The organism is Lacticaseibacillus huelsenbergensis (assembly GCF_029726355.1).
GTDB classification, from domain to species: Bacteria; Bacillota; Bacilli; order Lactobacillales; family Lactobacillaceae; genus Lacticaseibacillus; species Lacticaseibacillus casei.
On sequence record NZ_CP120687.1, the window covers coordinates 278,151 to 295,922 of the forward strand.

At 49.1% G+C, this 17,772-nt stretch carries 18 protein-coding genes and 1 pseudogene; 4 read left to right on the forward strand and 15 right to left on the reverse strand.

The window, feature by feature from the left end; all coding sequences use genetic code 11:
- Positions 1-95 precede the first annotated feature (95 nt).
- Both LHUE1_RS01230 and LHUE1_RS01235 read right to left on the reverse strand, forming a co-directional pair.
- Positions 96-392, reverse strand: a complete 297-nt coding sequence (locus tag LHUE1_RS01230; protein WP_010491770.1) for an ArsR/SmtB family transcription factor — start codon at positions 390-392, stop codon at positions 96-98.
- A gap of 162 nt (positions 393-554) precedes the next feature.
- Positions 555-1,244 (reverse strand): 2,3-diphosphoglycerate-dependent phosphoglycerate mutase, encoded by a 690-nt coding sequence (locus LHUE1_RS01235; RefSeq protein WP_047106419.1) that lies wholly within the window; start codon positions 1,242-1,244, stop codon positions 555-557.
- Between the two features lie 238 nt (positions 1,245-1,482).
- Between LHUE1_RS01235 and LHUE1_RS01240 the strand changes: the two genes are divergently transcribed.
- The gene (locus tag LHUE1_RS01240; RefSeq protein WP_049169135.1) at positions 1,483-1,689 is read left to right on the forward strand and encodes a hypothetical protein; all 207 of its coding nucleotides are present in this window, start codon (positions 1,483-1,485) and stop codon (positions 1,687-1,689) included.
- Between the two features lie 369 nt (positions 1,690-2,058).
- Positions 2,059-3,084 carry a zinc-ribbon domain-containing protein gene (locus LHUE1_RS01245; protein ID WP_049169136.1) on the forward strand — a complete coding sequence of 342 codons (1,026 nt, stop codon included), beginning with the start codon at positions 2,059-2,061 and terminating at the stop codon, positions 3,082-3,084.
- Positions 3,085-3,152: 68 nt separating this feature from the next.
- Here the strand turns inward: LHUE1_RS01245 and LHUE1_RS01250 are convergent, their stop codons facing one another.
- The 3 genes from LHUE1_RS01250 to LHUE1_RS01260 all read right to left on the reverse strand — a co-directional run bounded on the left by LHUE1_RS01250 (position 3,153) and on the right by LHUE1_RS01260 (position 6,108).
- Positions 3,153-4,250 carry a serine hydrolase domain-containing protein gene (locus LHUE1_RS01250; protein ID WP_049169137.1) on the reverse strand — a complete coding sequence of 366 codons (1,098 nt, stop codon included), beginning with the start codon at positions 4,248-4,250 and terminating at the stop codon, positions 3,153-3,155.
- Positions 4,240-5,316 carry an AI-2E family transporter gene (locus LHUE1_RS01255; protein WP_049169138.1) on the reverse strand — a complete coding sequence of 359 codons (1,077 nt, stop codon included), beginning with the start codon at positions 5,314-5,316 and terminating at the stop codon, positions 4,240-4,242. The genes LHUE1_RS01250 and LHUE1_RS01255 overlap by 11 nt, the downstream gene beginning before the upstream one ends.
- A 90-nt stretch (positions 5,317-5,406) precedes the next feature.
- A complete protein-coding gene (locus LHUE1_RS01260) occupies positions 5,407-6,108 on the reverse strand; it encodes a class A sortase (RefSeq protein WP_049169139.1) in 702 nt (233 codons plus the stop codon).
- Positions 6,109-6,344: 236 nt separating this feature from the next.
- On the opposite strand from LHUE1_RS01260, the gene LHUE1_RS01265 reads away from it, so the two are divergent.
- Positions 6,345-6,755: a GtrA family protein gene (locus LHUE1_RS01265; protein ID WP_049169140.1), complete on the forward strand. Its 411-nt coding sequence runs from the start codon at positions 6,345-6,347 to the stop codon at positions 6,753-6,755.
- Positions 6,756-6,843: 88 nt separating this feature from the next.
- Here the strand turns inward: LHUE1_RS01265 and LHUE1_RS01270 are convergent, their stop codons facing one another.
- Entirely contained in the window at positions 6,844-7,785 is a 942-nt protein-coding gene (locus LHUE1_RS01270) for a diacylglycerol/lipid kinase family protein (protein WP_049169141.1), read from the reverse strand.
- Between the two features lie 215 nt (positions 7,786-8,000).
- Between LHUE1_RS01270 and LHUE1_RS14320 the strand changes: the two are divergent.
- Positions 8,001-8,217: pseudogene (locus LHUE1_RS14320) on the forward strand (hypothetical protein); the annotation flags it as partial.
- Between the two features lie 33 nt (positions 8,218-8,250).
- Here the strand turns inward: LHUE1_RS14320 and spxB are convergent.
- From spxB to LHUE1_RS01315, 9 genes are all read right to left on the reverse strand, one after another.
- Positions 8,251-10,011 carry a pyruvate oxidase gene (gene spxB, locus LHUE1_RS01275; protein ID WP_049169142.1) on the reverse strand — a complete coding sequence of 587 codons (1,761 nt, stop codon included), beginning with the start codon at positions 10,009-10,011 and terminating at the stop codon, positions 8,251-8,253.
- A gap of 253 nt (positions 10,012-10,264) precedes the next feature.
- Entirely contained in the window at positions 10,265-11,170 is a 906-nt protein-coding gene (locus tag LHUE1_RS01280; protein ID WP_080978084.1) for a glycine betaine ABC transporter substrate-binding protein, read from the reverse strand.
- Between the two features lie 11 nt (positions 11,171-11,181).
- Positions 11,182-12,033 (reverse strand): ABC transporter permease, encoded by an 852-nt coding sequence (locus LHUE1_RS01285; RefSeq protein WP_010491791.1) that lies wholly within the window; start codon positions 12,031-12,033, stop codon positions 11,182-11,184.
- Positions 12,026-13,249 carry a quaternary amine ABC transporter ATP-binding protein gene (locus tag LHUE1_RS01290; RefSeq protein ID WP_277848170.1) on the reverse strand — a complete coding sequence of 408 codons (1,224 nt, stop codon included), beginning with the start codon at positions 13,247-13,249 and terminating at the stop codon, positions 12,026-12,028. Before LHUE1_RS01290 ends, LHUE1_RS01285 begins: the two co-directional genes overlap by 8 nt.
- Before the next feature lie 354 nt (positions 13,250-13,603).
- Complete coding sequence (gene sfsA, locus LHUE1_RS01295) at positions 13,604-14,335, reverse strand: DNA/RNA nuclease SfsA (protein ID WP_049169144.1); 732 nt, start codon at positions 14,333-14,335, stop codon at positions 13,604-13,606.
- 162 nt (positions 14,336-14,497) lie between these two features.
- Positions 14,498-14,959: a universal stress protein gene (locus tag LHUE1_RS01300; protein WP_010491798.1), complete on the reverse strand. Its 462-nt coding sequence runs from the start codon at positions 14,957-14,959 to the stop codon at positions 14,498-14,500.
- A 48-nt stretch (positions 14,960-15,007) separates the two neighbouring features.
- Entirely contained in the window at positions 15,008-16,267 is a 1,260-nt protein-coding gene (locus tag LHUE1_RS01305) for a carboxylate--amine ligase (protein ID WP_047106406.1), read from the reverse strand.
- 220 nt (positions 16,268-16,487) lie between these two features.
- Positions 16,488-16,769, reverse strand: coding sequence for a type II toxin-antitoxin system HicB family antitoxin (locus LHUE1_RS01310; protein WP_047106475.1), 282 nt, complete (start codon positions 16,767-16,769; stop codon positions 16,488-16,490).
- Positions 16,770-16,781: 12 nt separating this feature from the next.
- Complete coding sequence (locus LHUE1_RS01315; protein ID WP_049169145.1) at positions 16,782-17,732, reverse strand: hypothetical protein; 951 nt, start codon at positions 17,730-17,732, stop codon at positions 16,782-16,784.
- Between the last annotated feature and the right edge of the window lie 40 nt (positions 17,733-17,772).

Here is a 17,772-nt window from a genome sequence, read left to right on the forward strand (position 1 = left end):
AAACCTTAAAGCTTGCTTTCGTAAATTGCAATACATAGTTCAAATCTTTTTGAACTATTTTGTATAAAAATAGCCGATAGACATCTACCGGCCATCTACAAATTTTTATAAAAATTCGTTACATAGAGATCAAAATTTTCAGCATTAAGCGAAACATACTTCTCGCGCGAAGATTTTCGCGTCTTCGTCAATCCAGCTTCACGTAACAAGCGAAAATGATAGGATCCCGCCGACTTGCTCATTTTAATTGCCTCACCGACTTCGCCACAGGTGACCTCCTTGTTCACCTTTTTTAAATAGCGAATAATAGCCAGTCTAACTGGATCAGCCAATGCTTTAAAAACCTTAACCTGAATTTCATCAACTTGCGCGCTACTTAGTTCAATAATCATACAACTATTATAACTTATCTTTGCCAAACTACAAACTTAATCAGCTTTAAACTCGGTTCGCTAGATACTAAACACCAAAAAAGACAGGCATCCTCGCACAAATACAAAATCTGCACGAACAATGCCCGTCTTATACGGATTGTTTAGCCAATCAAGCTAGAATTAATCCAACTTGGTCTTGCTGTTAACGTTCAACTTTTCATCAAAGTCATAAACAACCGGTTCGCCAGTTGCCATTTCCAAGTTCATGATGTCAGCGTCGGAAATGTTTTCGATGTACTTGGTCAAAGCGCGCAGTGAGTTACCGTGTGCCGCAATGACAACGTTCTTGCCATCCAACAGATCCGGTGCGATATGGTCTTCCCAGAATGGGATAACCCGTTCCAGCGTGACTTTCAGGTTTTCGCCGCCAGGAATGATCCGCGGATCAAGGTTAGCATAACGACGATCCTTAGCAGCAGAGCCTTCGTCAGTTGCTTTCAACAATGGTGGCAAAACGTCATACGAACGGCGCCAGATATGAACTTGGTCGGCACCATATTTATCAGCCGTTTCCTTTTTGTTCAAGCCTTGTAATGCGCCATAGTGACGTTCGTTCAGACGCCAGGTCTTCATTTCCGGAATCCACAATTGGCCGGATTCTTCCAAGACGTAGTGCAGGGTCTTGATCGCACGGGTTAAAACTGAAGTGTAAGCCTGATCGAATTCAAGGCCGGCCTGCTTGACCAATTGCCCAGCATGCTTTGCTTCTTCGACACCTTTTTCACTCAGATCAACATCCACCCAGCCGGTGAATTGGTTGGACAGGTTCCATTCACTTTGCCCGTGACGGATCAATACTAATTTCGCCATATCAGAGAATACCTCGCTTTTATGATTTGACAGTCTTCTGTCTGTTTACAGAATCTCATGTTACACCATTTTCAGTAAGTTCGCACCCGCTTTCTCTGGTATATTGGAAACATAAGGGAAAAGAAAATGATTGAGGTCACCTGAACGGCGTGTAAAAGTGGGTCGCGCTCCGGTGGTGATGACCATCGTCTAGTGTGCCCACTGCATCGCGGCAACAACCCACTACTTGGAGGTTATCTTGAAAAAAATCTGGTTAACGATCGGCGGCTTCTGGCTGATCAGTGTGATTTATTTTTTGGTCTATGTAAGCACCACTGCCTTTCAAGTGGCCGTGAATGAAAACGGCTTCTTGTCCTTGGTTCACGGGGTCATGGATTTGATCTTACTCGGCACCACCTTTGCCTTGGTTGCCGGTGGTCTTTATCGGCTCTTCCATCGCAGGTGATTTTTTGGTGGTAGCTTAAGGCATTCGCCAATTCATTTGGTATGATTAGGTGACGGGTGTTTTCATAACTGGGGATTCGGCTCAATGCGTGAACTGGGTCGGACCATAACGCGTTCACCGGCGCAGAAGCCTGCGTATAAGGACCTTGGTCGCAATGGCCAAAACCCGGCCATCACGCCCAAGGCCGCTTATACTTCGGCTTCTAACCACGCCGGTTCACGCTCATCTTAACGCGCTCGCCAGCCCAGAAACCTGCGTATAAGGGCCTCAGGCGCAATGGCCAGACCCGGGCCATCACACCTGTGGCCACTTACACTCCGGTTTCTAACCGGGCTGGTTCACGCTCACTTTTACTTTGGAGGTAATTCTATGTTTAAAATATGTCCTAATTGCGGCGCCCATAATCTGGTAACCGCCAACTTCTGTGTCAAATGTGGTACTAATTTAGCTGACGTTGCGGTAACGCAAGAACAAGCTGATACGGCATCTCACACTGCACCTGCTGAAAAGCCGGCCACAAGTTCAGCCACACCAATTTCTGCTGCAAAAGAAGCGGTGAAGGATGAAACGGCTAATTCAGCCTCAACAGCAGCACAAAGCGCTACTGCCAATCCTTCTCAAGCGCCACAGAAGCCGGCAACATCAACGGCAACCGCATCAACCGATACAAATACAAATTCTGGCGCCGAGAACAGTCAACCGGTCGCACAGGCACCAGCAGCACCCAAGCAGCCTAATCCAACGGTTGAAGCAGGCAAACAGTATGCTGGCAGTTACTGGCGTTATCTAGTTGACAGCATCAAGCATCCGGCGCACATTGATCAGTCTTATCACCCTTATTTTGGCTTTACCAGCTTGGCCATTACCATTATCAGTCTGGCCTTAACAATCGCGTTGCGGGTTAGCAGTACGCTATCGTCACTTCCAGGTGGCGTTGCCAGTATCGTTTTAAGCACCTTCATCAAACTGTTTGTCATGGTCGCCATTCTTGCAGTTGCTATTATTGCGATTTATTATCTGGCGATCCGCGGTATTCTGGGCGATCGGCGGCGCAATTTTCTTGAGTTCACCACCGACTATGCCTTCCACGCTAACTGGATGGTGTTCTTCTCGCTTTTCACGCTGCTGATGCAGATCGTGGGCCTTATCAACGTCGGATCGGCCATGCTGCTCACATTGCTCGTCGCGTTAAGTCTCGGACTCTTCCTCTTGGCCGGACCCTATATGCTATTCACCGCGCAACCAACAAATCAGTTCGATAAAATCTATGCATACTTAATTGCCAGCGCATTACTCTTCCTGGTCTTCATGGTGGTTGGCATGCTCGGACTCTCAAGTATCATTAGCAGTCTTTACCAAGGCATCAACGATATTGGCCGCTCTTTCAACTACTAGCAGTTTCATTTAACGTTGCAAAAAAGACGACACTGGATTTTTTCCTCTAGTGTCGTCTTTTTGTCGCACTATCGAACCAATGCTTCCAGATTCTGGGCTAACGTCACCGTATCTGTAGTCATGGTGTGATTGCCAAACAGCACAACGCCACTCGCTGCATTGGCGCGGAAATAAGCTAACGTACTGAAGCTTTCCGGATTGTCGTTGTACATGCCTTGCAATAACCGCTGATCATCTAGCCAGGCCACCCCGCTGGCATACCGATTACCGTCGGCATAATTGGCGCTGATCAGCTCGCGGTAAACTTTAGGCGGAATGATCTTCCCGGTTTCTGCAGCAATGATGACTTTCGCCAGGTCAGTCACACTCATGTACTCGCTGCCGCTGCCAAGTAAGCTCGACAAGAGTGCCGGGCTAAGATCATCTGGCTGGTAGTGGTCATCATCTTCGGTGAGATAGCCTTGCGCTACGGGCATTTTTGCGGTTAGTTCATCAAAATTGCGGGTATGTTGAAGATTTAACGGCGTCAGGATCGTTTCTCGCAATGTCGTCGCAAAACTTTTGCCGGTTACCTTGCGAATGATGCCGACCAACAGCGCATAGTTCGCATTTGTATAGAAAAAGTCATGCTGACCGGTCGACCCTAGTTGCTGCAAGTTCCAATCCAGGGCCTTCGACTCCGATGGCAAAATATTGTCTGGCATTAACTCGTCCATCTGAATCCCGGAACGGTGATCAAGCAGTTGGCGAACCGTGATGTCCTTGCTATGGGCAATCTCCGGATAAAACTTCGCCAGCTTCGTCGTCAGCTTCAACTGGTGATTGGCCACTAACCGGCCGATCAGCAAGGCGGTCAGATACTTTTCGACCGAGGCCAACGGAAACATGGTATCGCCGGTATTGGCCAATTTGCGATCGTGATTCGCCTCGCCAACGCCACCGCTATACACCACTCGCCCCTGTTTGATCAATGCGATGCTGCCTCTGAAGTCAGTCTCGCGAATGAGCTTGCGGGCACTTTTACCTAACTGTGCTTGGGGAACCGGATGTGCCGTAATCTTAGTGGCATCGCGTTGATGTTGGATCCACGCCATCGTCAAGCCACCTGCTGCAAGCACCGCCACGAGCACCCCGATCACGATCAACCAACGTTTTTTATGCGCCATCGCCGTCGTGCTCCTTTGGCTGCGGGATGCTGGCATATGTCGAGTGACTGGATTTCGTTCCGGCAATCTTTTTGACGCCTAACACATCGAGGAAGAACGTAAAAATCGGAATACCGACAATCAGACCCCATGTGCCAAAAAGTCGTTCGGCAACTAGCAAAATCACGAACGTAAAAAATACCGGCAGCTGCGTCCGACTGCTCATAAATTTCGGATTCAACACATAAGCTTCCAGTACGTGGATCACGGCAATCATGATCAAAATGGTAATCACATCCTGCCAGCCGCCGACGGTATAGCCGATAATGGTCAGCGGAATTAACGATATGATCGCCCCGGCCACCGGAATCAGTGACAACAGAAAGACCATAATGGCCAAACTAGGAATGTTCGGCATTTTCAGGAATAACAAGGTAATCGTCGTAATGACCGTGTTGACTACCGCAATAAAAATCTGGGCTTCCATCACCACGCCAAAGGTATTGATGAACTTCATGGCAAAATAGCGCAAGTCTTTGAAGTACCAGCCAAACGGCGAATCCAGGAACAGTTTGCCGAACTCAGGCAGGCTGTCGAGCTCGATCGTAAAGAAGAAACTTAAAATAAATGACAGAACCAGCGTCAACCCCATGGCGCCAATATTGCCGGCATATTCGAGAACCGTCGACAGCCCGGTTTTAAGCTGTTCGGTCAGATTCAGGCTCTTGGTGCTCGACAATATCCACTGCATCACTTGATTGTTAGCAAAGGCATCACTGTTATAAAAATTCTGCACTGAATTAAACAGCGTGATGGTTTGCCTGACAATCGCCGGTACATAATGTACAGCCGCATAAACCAGCCCCAAAAGGACCAATATGTAAACCGGCACCACAATGATAAACGGGCGAATGTGAACACGCCGTTGCACCGCATGAACCAAGCGGCTGACCAAAAAGGCAAAAATAAATGTCAGCAAAATATCGCTCATAATACTGCGGGCGAACCATAAGACTAGAAATACCGAGAATAAAACAACGGTACGCCGAACCGGCACGTTGTTGATAAATTTTTCGTAAGCTGACATAGTCTCCCCCATTTAACATTCTTTACTCATTAAACTTTAGCCTGCCGCAAAAAGAAAAAAAGTGCAAGCATTCGCTCACACTTGCTTAAATTATAAGAAAATTTTCAAATTATGACTGTTGGCATCTTTAACTGTTTGCAGCTCGCCTTGAACAATGATCCGATCGACTTCGCCTTCAGTCGGTGACGCACATGTGACCAACGTGATCAGTTTCTTGCCCGCCACATCATCGATCCATTGGACTTGGGTCTCATTAACAATCTGTTTAGTCGTCACCTTATACGTGTAGATGTGCTTCATATTCGTGATAACAACCGTATCGCCTTTTTTAACGTTCTTTAATGGCGAAAAGAGGATGCCTTGATTGGTCATATAGTGACCGGCTAACGCGTAATTCCCTTCGCCCATCTTCTGATCGGCCTTCATCGTTCCGGCACCGGCACTCAGGTTATCGTTGGATAAACCCTTGAGAATCGGCAGCTTCAGGTTGACGCTGCTAATAGCAATTTTGCCGATAGGATGCAGATTACGCGTGATCGCTGCATTGCCGACCGTATTGATATCCAACGCCTTGACGCCTTTAAAATCAAACGTCGCGTGCTTCTTTTCATTTTTGTCAACCGTGTCCCGATCAATATGCGCCATCGTTGTCTGACTTAAATGATCAACCACAAATAACTTAATCGGTTCATTGAAGACCAGCGCTAAGCCAAGAAGGATACCGAGCGTGAAAATCGTCCGCCAAAGCCAACGATGCTTGCGCGGCGGTTGTTGCTTACTAGATTTTGTCATCGTCACCCTCCTTGGGAAAAGGATACCCTGAAATTTGTCGAGATTCAAGCACACCTATCGTACAAAAATAACGTTTCAATGTTGCTTATTAATTGTAAGTCATACCCGTGCAAAAGTGCAAGTCACTTGATCATTCGCCGGCTGACGCATTCCTGCCTTGCATGGTATACTGTGACGAGTTGCCATTATTCGGGCAGGCATACGTGCCAAACCTAATACTAGAGGAGCACTTCCCTTTGAAAACCCTGATTCAACTTTACCTCCGCTATGAAATGATCATCAACTACTTATTCATTGGCGGCCTCACGACCCTTATCAACTTTGTCACTTTTTTCGTGATGCGCTACTTTGGCATCGGTTTAGTGTTAACCAATACTACCGCGAATATTGTGAGTGTTATCTTTGCGTTTTTTGCCAATAAAAGTGTCGTCTTCCACAGCGATTATTCCAGCAAGAAAAAGTTTTGGTTCGAACTGACTAGCTTTCTGATTCTTCGCGGCGTGTCACTGCTGCTGGACAACTTCATCATGATCGTCGGCGTTGACTGGCTGCATGGCAATGAGATTCTGGTCAAAATTCTCGATCAAGTTATCATCGTGGTGGCCAATTATCTGTTCTCAAAATTGATCTTTGTGCGCAAGCGTTAACCGGCTGGCAAGCCCACACCAACAGCAACTTGAGCAAATCGCAAGTCCCCATCAACAGTCTGAAACATCGACTGTCGATGGGGACTTTTTAGTTGGTCATTGGCAATAAGAACATCTGTGTCGTTTGCCGCAACGTAACCGCAATTGGCGTCGTGTACTCCTCACCATCCATTTGAATCGGCACCGTAGCCTTCGTGACAAAATCAAATTGATCGGCCTCGAGATGGTGGATAGCATTATGAACCGATCGGCCGCTTAAAATGGCAACCGCGACTTGAAGCAAGGTGCCAAGCTTTTCCCGGCGCACTTGAACCAGTGATAACCGCTGGCGTTGATCCATTGCGTCCGGAAAAAGGCGAATACCGCCGCCGAGAAATGGATGGTTGGTAAAAACATTCAAATAGGCGTTATCAGCGTGTTTCTCAGAGTGCCCGGCGACTTGCCACGTTGCCGCGAAACCTTTCTGCACCCGCAGCGCTTTTAAAATGCTGGCGCCGTAAGCAAATTGGCCCAACTTGAGGGCATTTAGCGTCCCTTTGTGCAGCGAATGATTGGTTTGGTAAACAATCTGCGCGTCCATGCCAATCCCAAAATTATTGATGAAATACTGAGTCCCATATTTGGCGGAAGTCGCAACCCCGATCCGCACCGGTCGCGGCATAGCGGTGACCAGTGCCGCCGCGGCCTTTTTCGGATCCAAGGGTATCTGCTGGGCGCGCGCAAAGTCATCGCCCGTGCCCGTCGGAACATAGCCAATGGCCACTTCGGGATGACCGCGACGTTGTAAGCCATTCACAACGTCATGCAACGTGCCATCACCACCGATAACAATCAGTTGCAGTTCATCAAGGTGATCATGATAGGCTTTAAGCAATTTCTCGATCACAATCTGCGCGTCACCCGGCTGTTGGGTCCGGTTCACCCGCAACGGCGCAAAGTGCGATTTAAGCAGCGCCAACAACGCCGGCAACTCCTTCTTCCAGCGTGCATTACCCGCACTTGGATTCATAATAATTTCAGCAGAAAACATCCGGTTAGGCCATCCTGTCATTTAAGTCACGAGACAATTCATGCCATAGACGAATTGCCCGGTTAAGTCACATGATACCATTTTCGGGCGGCGCAACCATTGATTGTGCTTTGCGTTCGTCGTGACATTAAAATTGAGCAGCAGGCAACAGCCCCGCAACATAAAAAAGAACGTGCAACCATTACGGCGCACGTTGATTTACAATTTACGTTCAAATGATTTGTCTGACTGTTCAATCACTAGTTCCAAAGCGGAGCAATCGGAGGCCTGATGGGGCTCAGACTTGCAAACAACACAGCGACCGATCTTGTCGCTGATGTTGTTAGGCGACTTTGAGACAGCGGTTTTCTGGCTCAAAGCGCCGTCTCCGCTCTAGCTTCGCTTCGCCACCCCAGCTGGCCGGAAATTGCGGAGTTTGGCACGGCACGAAACTCATTGCCTGAGTTTTTCCCTACTCACACACAATTATTCAACCGGAACGTGATGCGCCTGCAGGAACTCACTGAACGGCACCAACTTATCCGCATAGTAACGCTTCTTGAACGCTGCAATGGTCGCGGCATCGAAGCGGTCAGGATCCAGTTGCAGGTGCTCAACCGGAATTGGCCGTTCATTGGTAATTTTGGCATCAATCAGCGTCGGTTTGCCGGCAATGCGATTAGCCTCGGCTTCATCAAACGCGTCAGCAAGTTCCGATACCTGCGTCACCGTGATGCCCGTCATCCCCATGCCTTTAGCGACCGTCGCAAAATCAATCGGCGGCATGTCAATACCGAACCACTCATGACCGTCATCTTCCTGCTCGTCTTCGATATAACCTAAAGCATTATTGGAGAACACCACATTAATAATCGGCAAATGGTACCGCACTTCGGTATCGAGATCCTGCATGACCATTGCTGCCGCGCCGTCGCCAGTCAAATTGAATACCTGCCGCTTAGGGAAACTCAACTGTCCCGCCAAAGCTGCTGGCAAGCCAGCGCCCATGGTGGCAAACAAACCACTGGTAGTCCAAGCTTGACGGCCCGTGACTTTCAGCAGCCGCACGGCATTCTGCGTTACATCGCCGACATCAATGGCAAAAATCGCATCATCCGTCGCTAACCGGTTAATTTGACCGAAGACTGGTTCAAACCGCATGTCACCAGTGGTCCGCTGCATCATGTCATCGTTGTATTGATGCCAGTTTTTCACGTTGTCGACGTTCGCCTGATACCAGCCGCTGCTTGGGGCATCATCGCTGCGGGCAATCATTTTCTCCAGCGTTGCCGGTGCATCTGCCAAAATGGCCACATCGGTGTGATGACGCTTGCCAAGCGTTTTTGGATCCGCTTCAATCTGAATGAACTTTGCTTTAGGCGAGAACATCACTTCGGAAAATGGATAGTTGGAGCCGACGAACATGATGAGGTCCGCAACTCGTAACGCTTCATTAGCCGGCTTCGACGCAACCCGAGCAGCCGATCCCAGCAACGCTTCAAACTCATACGGAATGATCGGTTTACCGAGTGCGGTGGTAATGACTGGCATCTGTAACTTTTTGGCTAGCGTCATGACGGTATCGGCCGCACCGCGAACTCCTTGGCCGACATACAACACGGGCCGGGAAACCGCACCGATTAGCCGCAAAGCTGCATCAACCTGCTCATCACTGCCGGCCGCCAAAACCGGCGTTGCATGCGTTTCAGCGGCGCTATAATACCCGTCAGCCGGGATTGATTCTGCTGGCAAGTCGTTGGGGATGATCACCACGGCAGCACCACGACCGGCATAAGCGCGGCGAATGGCCTCATCGATCACGTGGGGTAGACTGCGCGCGGTAGTCACGGTGCGAGCATAAACAGCGCCGTCTTGAAACATCGGATCTTCGTCCAATTCCTGGAAGAAATCGGCATTCATAAACCGTTGTTCGACCTGCCCCACCAAGAATAGCGTTGGCACTTTATCCATTTTGGCATCATAGATTCCTTGGAAAAGGTGCGTCGCTCCGGGGCCAGCTGATCCAAATGCCACGCCAATATGACCGGTGAGCTTACCATCGGCAACGGCTGCCAGTGCCCCGACCTCTTCATGCCGGACATGAATATATTTGATCCGCGCCTGCTCTTCGTCCAGCGCATACATCATGTTATTAAACGTACCGCCGGGAATGCCGTATAGATGGGTCACGCCCCAACTTTCCAAAGTCCGCAATGCAGCAATTCCGGCTTTTATCGTCTCAGCCATCAGAAACCCTCCTCATTTAAGTGAGCGTGAACCGGTGCGTATATGAAACTGCGCCGATGAACGCGTTATGGTGAACACTTCAAGAAAAACTGTTACGAATGAGTTAACTTTTCATAACATTAGATACTTCTTCGCGGTTATCGTAGTCATTAAAAGCCTAGAAGGCAAGCCATCTGCTCATTAACCCGCCCAACAAAAAAACAAGGAGGTCATCCGCAATCTTGCGAGCGACTCCCTTGGCGTTAACGATCTTCTATTTCTTCAAATCTTCAATACTGTTAATGTTCTTCATATACCTCGGCACAGCCAACCCAACGCGGGCACCGTCCATGTTGACGCCAAGATCAACGACTTGGTTCTTGTAATCGGCGTATAACTTGGCCGCCGTGTTCGGCAACCACGCGGAAACCTGTGCGTCTGCGGCCTTGGTGGCCACCGATGCCCAGACTGGCTGCGGCTCCATCGCCCTAATCGTGACCTTATAGCCAACTTGGCGCAAGACCGTTGCCACGACATTGGTGGAGGCAATTTCCGAATCCCAGGCAATGTACGTTAACGTCAACTTAGGATGTCCGTTGACATGACTCGCACCTTTTGTCCATTCAGCAACCTGCTTGGGATGCTTCTTGACGAAGTCTTTGGCAGCATCAGCCGGATCCTGACCATTGTTGACGGCGAGCATCACGCTGGAAATTTCTTTTGGCGTCCAGTGGAATTGATCCAATACCTGATAGGCTTGCGGGTCATCCTGCTTGAGTCCTTTACGCACAATCGTATGGATCTGCTCGGTTTTACCATAAACATTTTTAGGATCCTTCAGAAACTTCAACGGAAACTTCGTGAACATCCAGTGCGGCGTCCAGCCGGTGACCACAATCGGCCGTTTGTCGGCAATCGCCTTTTTCAACGTACTGGTCATGGCTGCGGTTGAACTCGGCTGCAGCTGCCAATTTTTATCTGCCAGGCCGTATGCTTTCAGCGCCTTATCCGTGCTGGTCATAATCCCGGCACCGGCATCAATCCCCGTAATCGTATAGTTGATCTGCGGCCCTAATGGCTTGTTGGCATCGTACTTAGGCTGGGTGCTGCTGCAAGCCGCCAGCAGCAAAACACTTGCCATCATCGCCAAGGTTGCGATGATCTTTTTATAAAAACGCAAACGACCACCTCCTAGCGCGTGCGATTGAGGCTTTGGGTGATCCGGTCCAAAATGATCGCCAAAATGACAATCGCAAGGCCGGCGACAAAGCCACCGCCAGCATCATTACGTCCAACGGCAAAATAGACTTTGGTTCCCAGGCCCATCGCCCCGATCATGGACGCAATGACGACCATCGACAGCGCCAGCATCATGCTTTGGTTGATGCCGGCCATAATCGTCCCGCGGGCAAACGGCAGCTGCACCTTGATGAGCTGCTGCCAACTAGTTGCGCCAAACGCAACGGCTGCTTCGTTCAGATCGGCCGGTACCTGATCAATGCCAAGCTGGGTCATCCGAACGGTTGGCGGCATGGCAAAAATCACCGAGGCAACCACTCCGGGCACCATCCCGATGCCAAAGAACGCAACCGCCGGAATCAAATAAACAAAGGCTGGCATGGTCTGCATGAAGTCCATCAGCGGTTTCACGATGGCAGACACCGTTTTGCTTTCCGCGGCCCAGATACCGAGGGGAATACCGATCACAATGGCTAACAGACTGGCTGTTAACACAAGGGTGAGCGTTTGGGTCATGTCGCGCCAGAAACCGAGATTCCAGATCAGCAGTAAGCCCAGCAGTTCAAAAATCAACAGACTCCGATACTTCTGATCCCGTTTCAAATACCATGTCAACGCCATAATCAGCACGATGAACAGCCAAATCGGAATCAAATCAAACACCGCCTGAAAAGCGTTCACAATGCTGCCGATGAAGTTCGTCAGCACCCCGAAGAACCCGGAAAACTGGGTTAACCAGGCCACGAACGAATCGATCCAGTGGGCCAACGGTAAAGTCGGAATATTCATGAAAAGATTAAACATTGACATTGACCTCCTGTCCTGCCAGTGCCCCTAACACGGCACCGCGAATGATGATGCCGCGTAACCTGTCACGATCGTCGATAACGGCATACGGAACCGAAGTCGTGGAAACCGCGTCAAGCAGATCGGCCAGTGGCGTATCCATTTTGGTTGTCGGCACATCGGTTTTAACGATATCCTTCAGATCCTTCTTGCCGGCATCAATCGCCGCTCGTACATCATCCGCATCCAGAATCCCGACCAGTTTCCGTTGGGTATTCACCACACACAAACTGGAAATCTCGTTATCCCGCATGCGCCGTGCCGCCAACCGCGGACCATCCTTGTCAATGTTGACCGTATTGGCCCGAATCATGACATTAGCCGCCGTGTAAACCTGACTGCGGTCCACGCCTTCGATAAATTTCTCAACGTAATCGTCAGCTGGCTGACTCAGGATTTCTTCAGGGGTACCGATCTGGACGATTTCGCCGTCCTTCATGATCATAATGTGATCGCCAATCCGCAACGCCTCGTTCAGGTCGTGCGAAATAAACACAATCGTCTTATGCATGTCTTCCTGCAAATCCAGCAGTTCATCTTGCATATCCCGCCGATTCAACGGATCAAGCGCGGAAAAGGCTTCGTCCATCAGCAAGATCTCGGCATCACTGGCCAAGGCACGCGCCAAACCAACCCGTTGCTGCATCCCGCCAGATAGTTGGTCCGGATATTGATCGGCAAAACCGTTTAGGCCAACCAAGTCGAGGGCTTTATTGGCTTTGGTTTCGCGTTCATCTTTATCCATACCTTGAATTTCCAAACCAAAGGCGGCATTTTGCAACACGGTTCGATTCGGCAAGAGTGCAAACCCTTGGAACACCATGCTGAGTTTCTTACGCCGAATCTCGCGAATACCTTGTTTGTCCATTTTGGCAATATCGTCACCGTCAATCAGCACCTGACCGGCAGTCGGTTCAATTAACCGATTCAACATCCGCAAAGTCGTTGATTTCCCGGATCCGGAAAGTCCCATAATCACGAAGATTTCGCCGGTTTTAATCGAAAAGTCCGCCCGATCAACGCCGACCGTTGCGCCGGTTGCTTTTAAAATTTCCGGCTTGGTTTTGCCATTTTTCAGCATTTCCTTAGCGCGGTTAATTCGTTTACCAAAAATCTTGGTCAACCCGCGGACTTCGATTTTGGTTTCTGCATCACTTTCAATTTTGTGTTGCATCCGTTCACTTCTCCTCTCGGGGTCACCGCTTTTTGACAAGCGTGTACCCAGTACTGTTTGCTTAAAGCTATTTGCTATGCCTTGTGTTACTTGGCGTCTTATTTAAGAAACAGTTGTCATCGAATTGAAACAATGCTAACCATTGTAAAGATCATTTGTGTGTGATTCAAATCACGGAATCTCATTTTCATTTTTCGCCAAGAACTCAGTGTCTTCGAGTCCACGATTTTTCCGCCATCAAAAAAGCCCTCATCTGCATAGGATTGAGGGCTAGGGACGATTAATGACCCGGTAGCAATGCCTAAATAAAATTGTCAAGTCAAAATGAAATTTTTATGAACGAGTTTTCATTTTTCACAAACTCGCCAAGTCGATTTCTGTAAACGGAAGCTGTTCATCAAAGGCAATTTTGTGTCCTAACGTAATGGCATCGGGACCGGTTACCGTATCATATGCCAACACCCGAACGCCGGCTTGCTTAGCGTTGGTGATCGCGGTGACCAGCTCGGGAAAACGATCCCGATAAATGGTCATCTCCTGAATATCTGGCAACTGTACGATGAACACCAAAAACGCCTGGTAGCCTTCTGCCTGCGCCATCATCAAGGTATGGACATGCTTCAATGCGCGAGTCGTCGGGGCATCGGGAAATGCGGCTAACGAGCCATTCGCTAACGTCACGCCTTTGGTTTCGACAAACCATGGCTGCCCATCTGCAGCTGTGCCGGCAAAATCCAGTCGGGAATCCCGCCAAGTCGTCTCCGGATGAACCGTATACGGCAACGTCAACCCCGGCAGTATCAAGGTTCCTGTTTCCAAGCATTCCTTGGCCACATGGTTCGGTGCCAGACTGTCAATATTGATCCAGCGATTTTGCCGCTGCACGGCTAAAAGATCGTAGTGCGTTTTGCGGTTAGGATTGGCCACATGGCGAACACTGGCAAGCGAACCGGGAATCAGAATTTCCTTATTGCGGCCGGTATTGTTCATGTGAACTGGCGTCGTCACGCCCTCTAATTCAATTTCGACCGTGAAACGGCTAACCCGGCGAATAAGTTTGCCGACGCTGACGTTTTGATAATGCATGGGATGCCTCGTTTCTGTTAGTTAAGGGGTGGTCTTCCAGCAATTGCGTCGAGCGTACGCTGGACTGTTTGCTTGCTATCCGTCGCCAGTCTGCGCTCAAAAAGCAGCCCCGAACTCTTTTTTGGAGTCGCGACGGCTGCTTGTTGTGATGCTTTTACAATATTAGCGAACGATAATGACAGATACCGACGCATCACGTGCCACTTCACTTGCCACGTGTCCGAGACGTAACCGACCACGGCGCACGTGCGAACCCATAATAACCAGGTCCGGCTTGAAAGCAGGAATCACTTCATCAAGGATAGCAGCAGCCGGACGACCTTCTGCCACAATTGGCTGCGCTTTTTGAACGCCGAAGTCGCGGGCCTTTTCAACATAAGTATTCAGGTTTTTGGCCATCTTTTCCCGTGCTGCATCAACATCGTCAGGTGTCAATGACTGGAAAATATTCAAATCGCCGGTTTCCAGAACCGAAACAATCCCCAGCGGAATATCGTAAATCTTGGCGACCGTGCAGGCGTAGTTCAATGCCTTGCGCGAGGAGTCGTCGTCATCATCATCGACCGCCAACAGCAGTCGATTATAATGCACGGATTCAATCGTTAAATCATTTTCAGTAACCAACAGAAATGCCCCCTTGCAAGTTTAGGTATCCCTAACAAAACTATTCTATCACACATTACCTTTGTTTTCCGAAAAATACTGCTTAAACCGGCCGACATAATTGTGAAACATGTACTTAAGCAATATCCAACGCTTGAAGGTCATATCCGGCTTGTAAAAGACCGTCGTCCCGTAACGCTTTTCTTTGATAAGCTGCAATGCTTCCCGCTTGGCCTCATTATCGGCAGAATATTGCTTGAAAACCCGCTCCGGCACGCCCAGCCATAGCTTGTATTTGCTGCGGTCAGCATTACCGAAAACTGTTGGAGCATCCTTGAGATCGCCGACGATATAATCACGAACCGGCCAGCTGGCAAGATTGTAGCCATTTAACGTGACAAAGAAACTGCTGCGTCCCTGGCGGATGTTGATTTCAAACAACTTAAAGGTGTTGTCGCGGTGATCATATTTCATATCAAAGTTGGCAAAACCCGTAAACTTGATGGCTTCCAGAAAATCCTTGATCTGATCGTATAGCTTCTGATCAAATGCCGGCATAATGGCGACATAATTACCGATTGAAGCCGGCGTCGGATCTTCCAGCAGCGGGTGGCCCAAACACATCATTTTAACGTGATGATATTGATCCACGTAACAGTTCATGGTGCGCATGTTGCTATCATCGCCGGGAACAAAATCCTGCAAGATCAGATCCGACGTGTAGCCATTGTCATAAATTTTGGCAATCGTGTTGGTCAGCTCAACCTGTGAGTGGATCGTGAACGCCTTCTTACGTCCTTCAAAATGGATGTTCAACCACTCCACCGAATCAGTCGGTTTAAGCGCCACCGGAAATTCAAACGGTGCGGTGATGGTGGCGTTGCTTTCGTACATCGACTTGGTGACAATTTTGGTCGCCGGATATGGCAGATGATATTCCTCGCAAACCTGATAGAAGCTTTCCTTGCTATTCAGGCGCTTCAGCAAATCATAGTCAACATAAGGGCAGATGAACCACTGACTCAATTCGTCTTTATGTTTGGATACCAGTTGCGCATATGTATCGCCGCACGCAATTAAGAGTAGTCGACCTGCCGAAGCCGCATGCAGGTGCGCGATTTCACGCATTTTTTCGATGAACGTGGGGTCGGAATCAAACTGCTTAATCAGATGGACATTCACGATACGCGAAAAACGCGTCGGCGCAAGCTGTTCACGTGCATAAACATCAATCGCACCGCCGATCATCTCGTGGAACGAACGCGCCATCCCGTACACGTTCATATCACTGCCAAGCAGAATGGGGGTAAAACTGGGTGCATCTTTCATCTGGATGATAATCTCCTCGTTCGATAGGTTCAGGCTCGTTACGCCTGCGCCTTGAAATTTTCATTGAAAATGCAGCGGCGATCAGTGACGTTGTTGTTGCCGGCTGCATATGACATTTCCGAAGCGATGGTTGAAGCGGTTCAACTTTTCGCTCGTCGCTCTCGAATTATACCATACTGGCAATATGCATTCATGAAGATACTGGTAGTGTGGTTCAAAACTATTTCAGCTGCGCCATATCGACCGTGATGTACACAATGCTCTGATTAGCTGCCAACGACCAATTCGACGGATCTTGAACTGGTGGATAAGGTTCACCATCCAGCATGGTTGCGATGGCATCCACAGCCTCTATGGCCGCTTCTTCACGCGTTGTTCCTTCAGTCACCATTCCTTTAATATTTGGACTGGTGACTGTAAAGTAATGGCCGTCTTCATCATTAAATTCGGTGAAAATGGTTGGATAGACTAGAACCGATGATTTGATAGGCTCTTGTTTCATGGCTGTACTCCTTTAATCGGAGATCTCTGCTTGGCTCGCCTTCTCAGCCAGATACGCAGCAATCTCTTCTTCCGTGGGTGGATGCTTACTGACCCACCCCATGTGAACGGCTAATTGTTCTTCCTTCGGGACAGTTGTTAATTCCGTGATACAGGCAAGCGCGCGCTGCCGATACGAGGCCCTTACCGCGATGATTTGCCCGACTTTCAATTCACCTCTAAGCCGCCCAGGAATACTAAAACGGTGCGGTTTGCCTTTTAGACCCACCGCAACCGCTGTGTTATAAGGACTGATCATATTGAGCTTTTCTTCTTTTGGCAAACCGGTTGCAAACACTTCCAGGATAGTTCGAATTGAAAAGTCAAGCGACCCATCGCCGTGCCACAATTGTAAAGTTTCTGGCGTCGTCAGGCGTTTTATCACACCCTCGCCTAGCGCAGTGACAGCGGTGGCCCCCGTTTCTTCCGCCGTGATCAATTTCAGTTGTTTTAGCTGGTCCAGCAGCATAGACAGACGCTTTAGAGACAAACTGATGACTTGATCACCAACCGCTATTTGAACGTTGTGCTGCACGTCTTCCATCACCTCGGCATGCTTGACAAGCAAAAGCATGTAAGCAAGGCCACCCACTCGCAGCGTATTGTTGGGGCTGGCTAGACAGCTCCGAATCATTTCACGGAGTTCGCCGAAGTTAGCAGTATTTCGCAGATCAAAGTTGAAACCTTGGTAACCGGCTTGGCGATGATCGCTAATTCTCAAGTGCCAAAGCCGTTTGCCATCAGTAATCAGGCTGTACCGGCTGTTGGTGGTAAACGAATAGACGAATAACAATTCATGCTGATCAGGCCCCAACGCCGCTTTAATCGTGTCATGAATAACCTGCGACAGGCGACTCGCGGTCGTGTAATACCAGTGCTGGCCGATGTTGATCAGTACCCGCTCGTTAGACTTAATCCGCTCCATCCGTTCCGTCCTTTCTGGTCTTGATCATGACAGTTGTCTG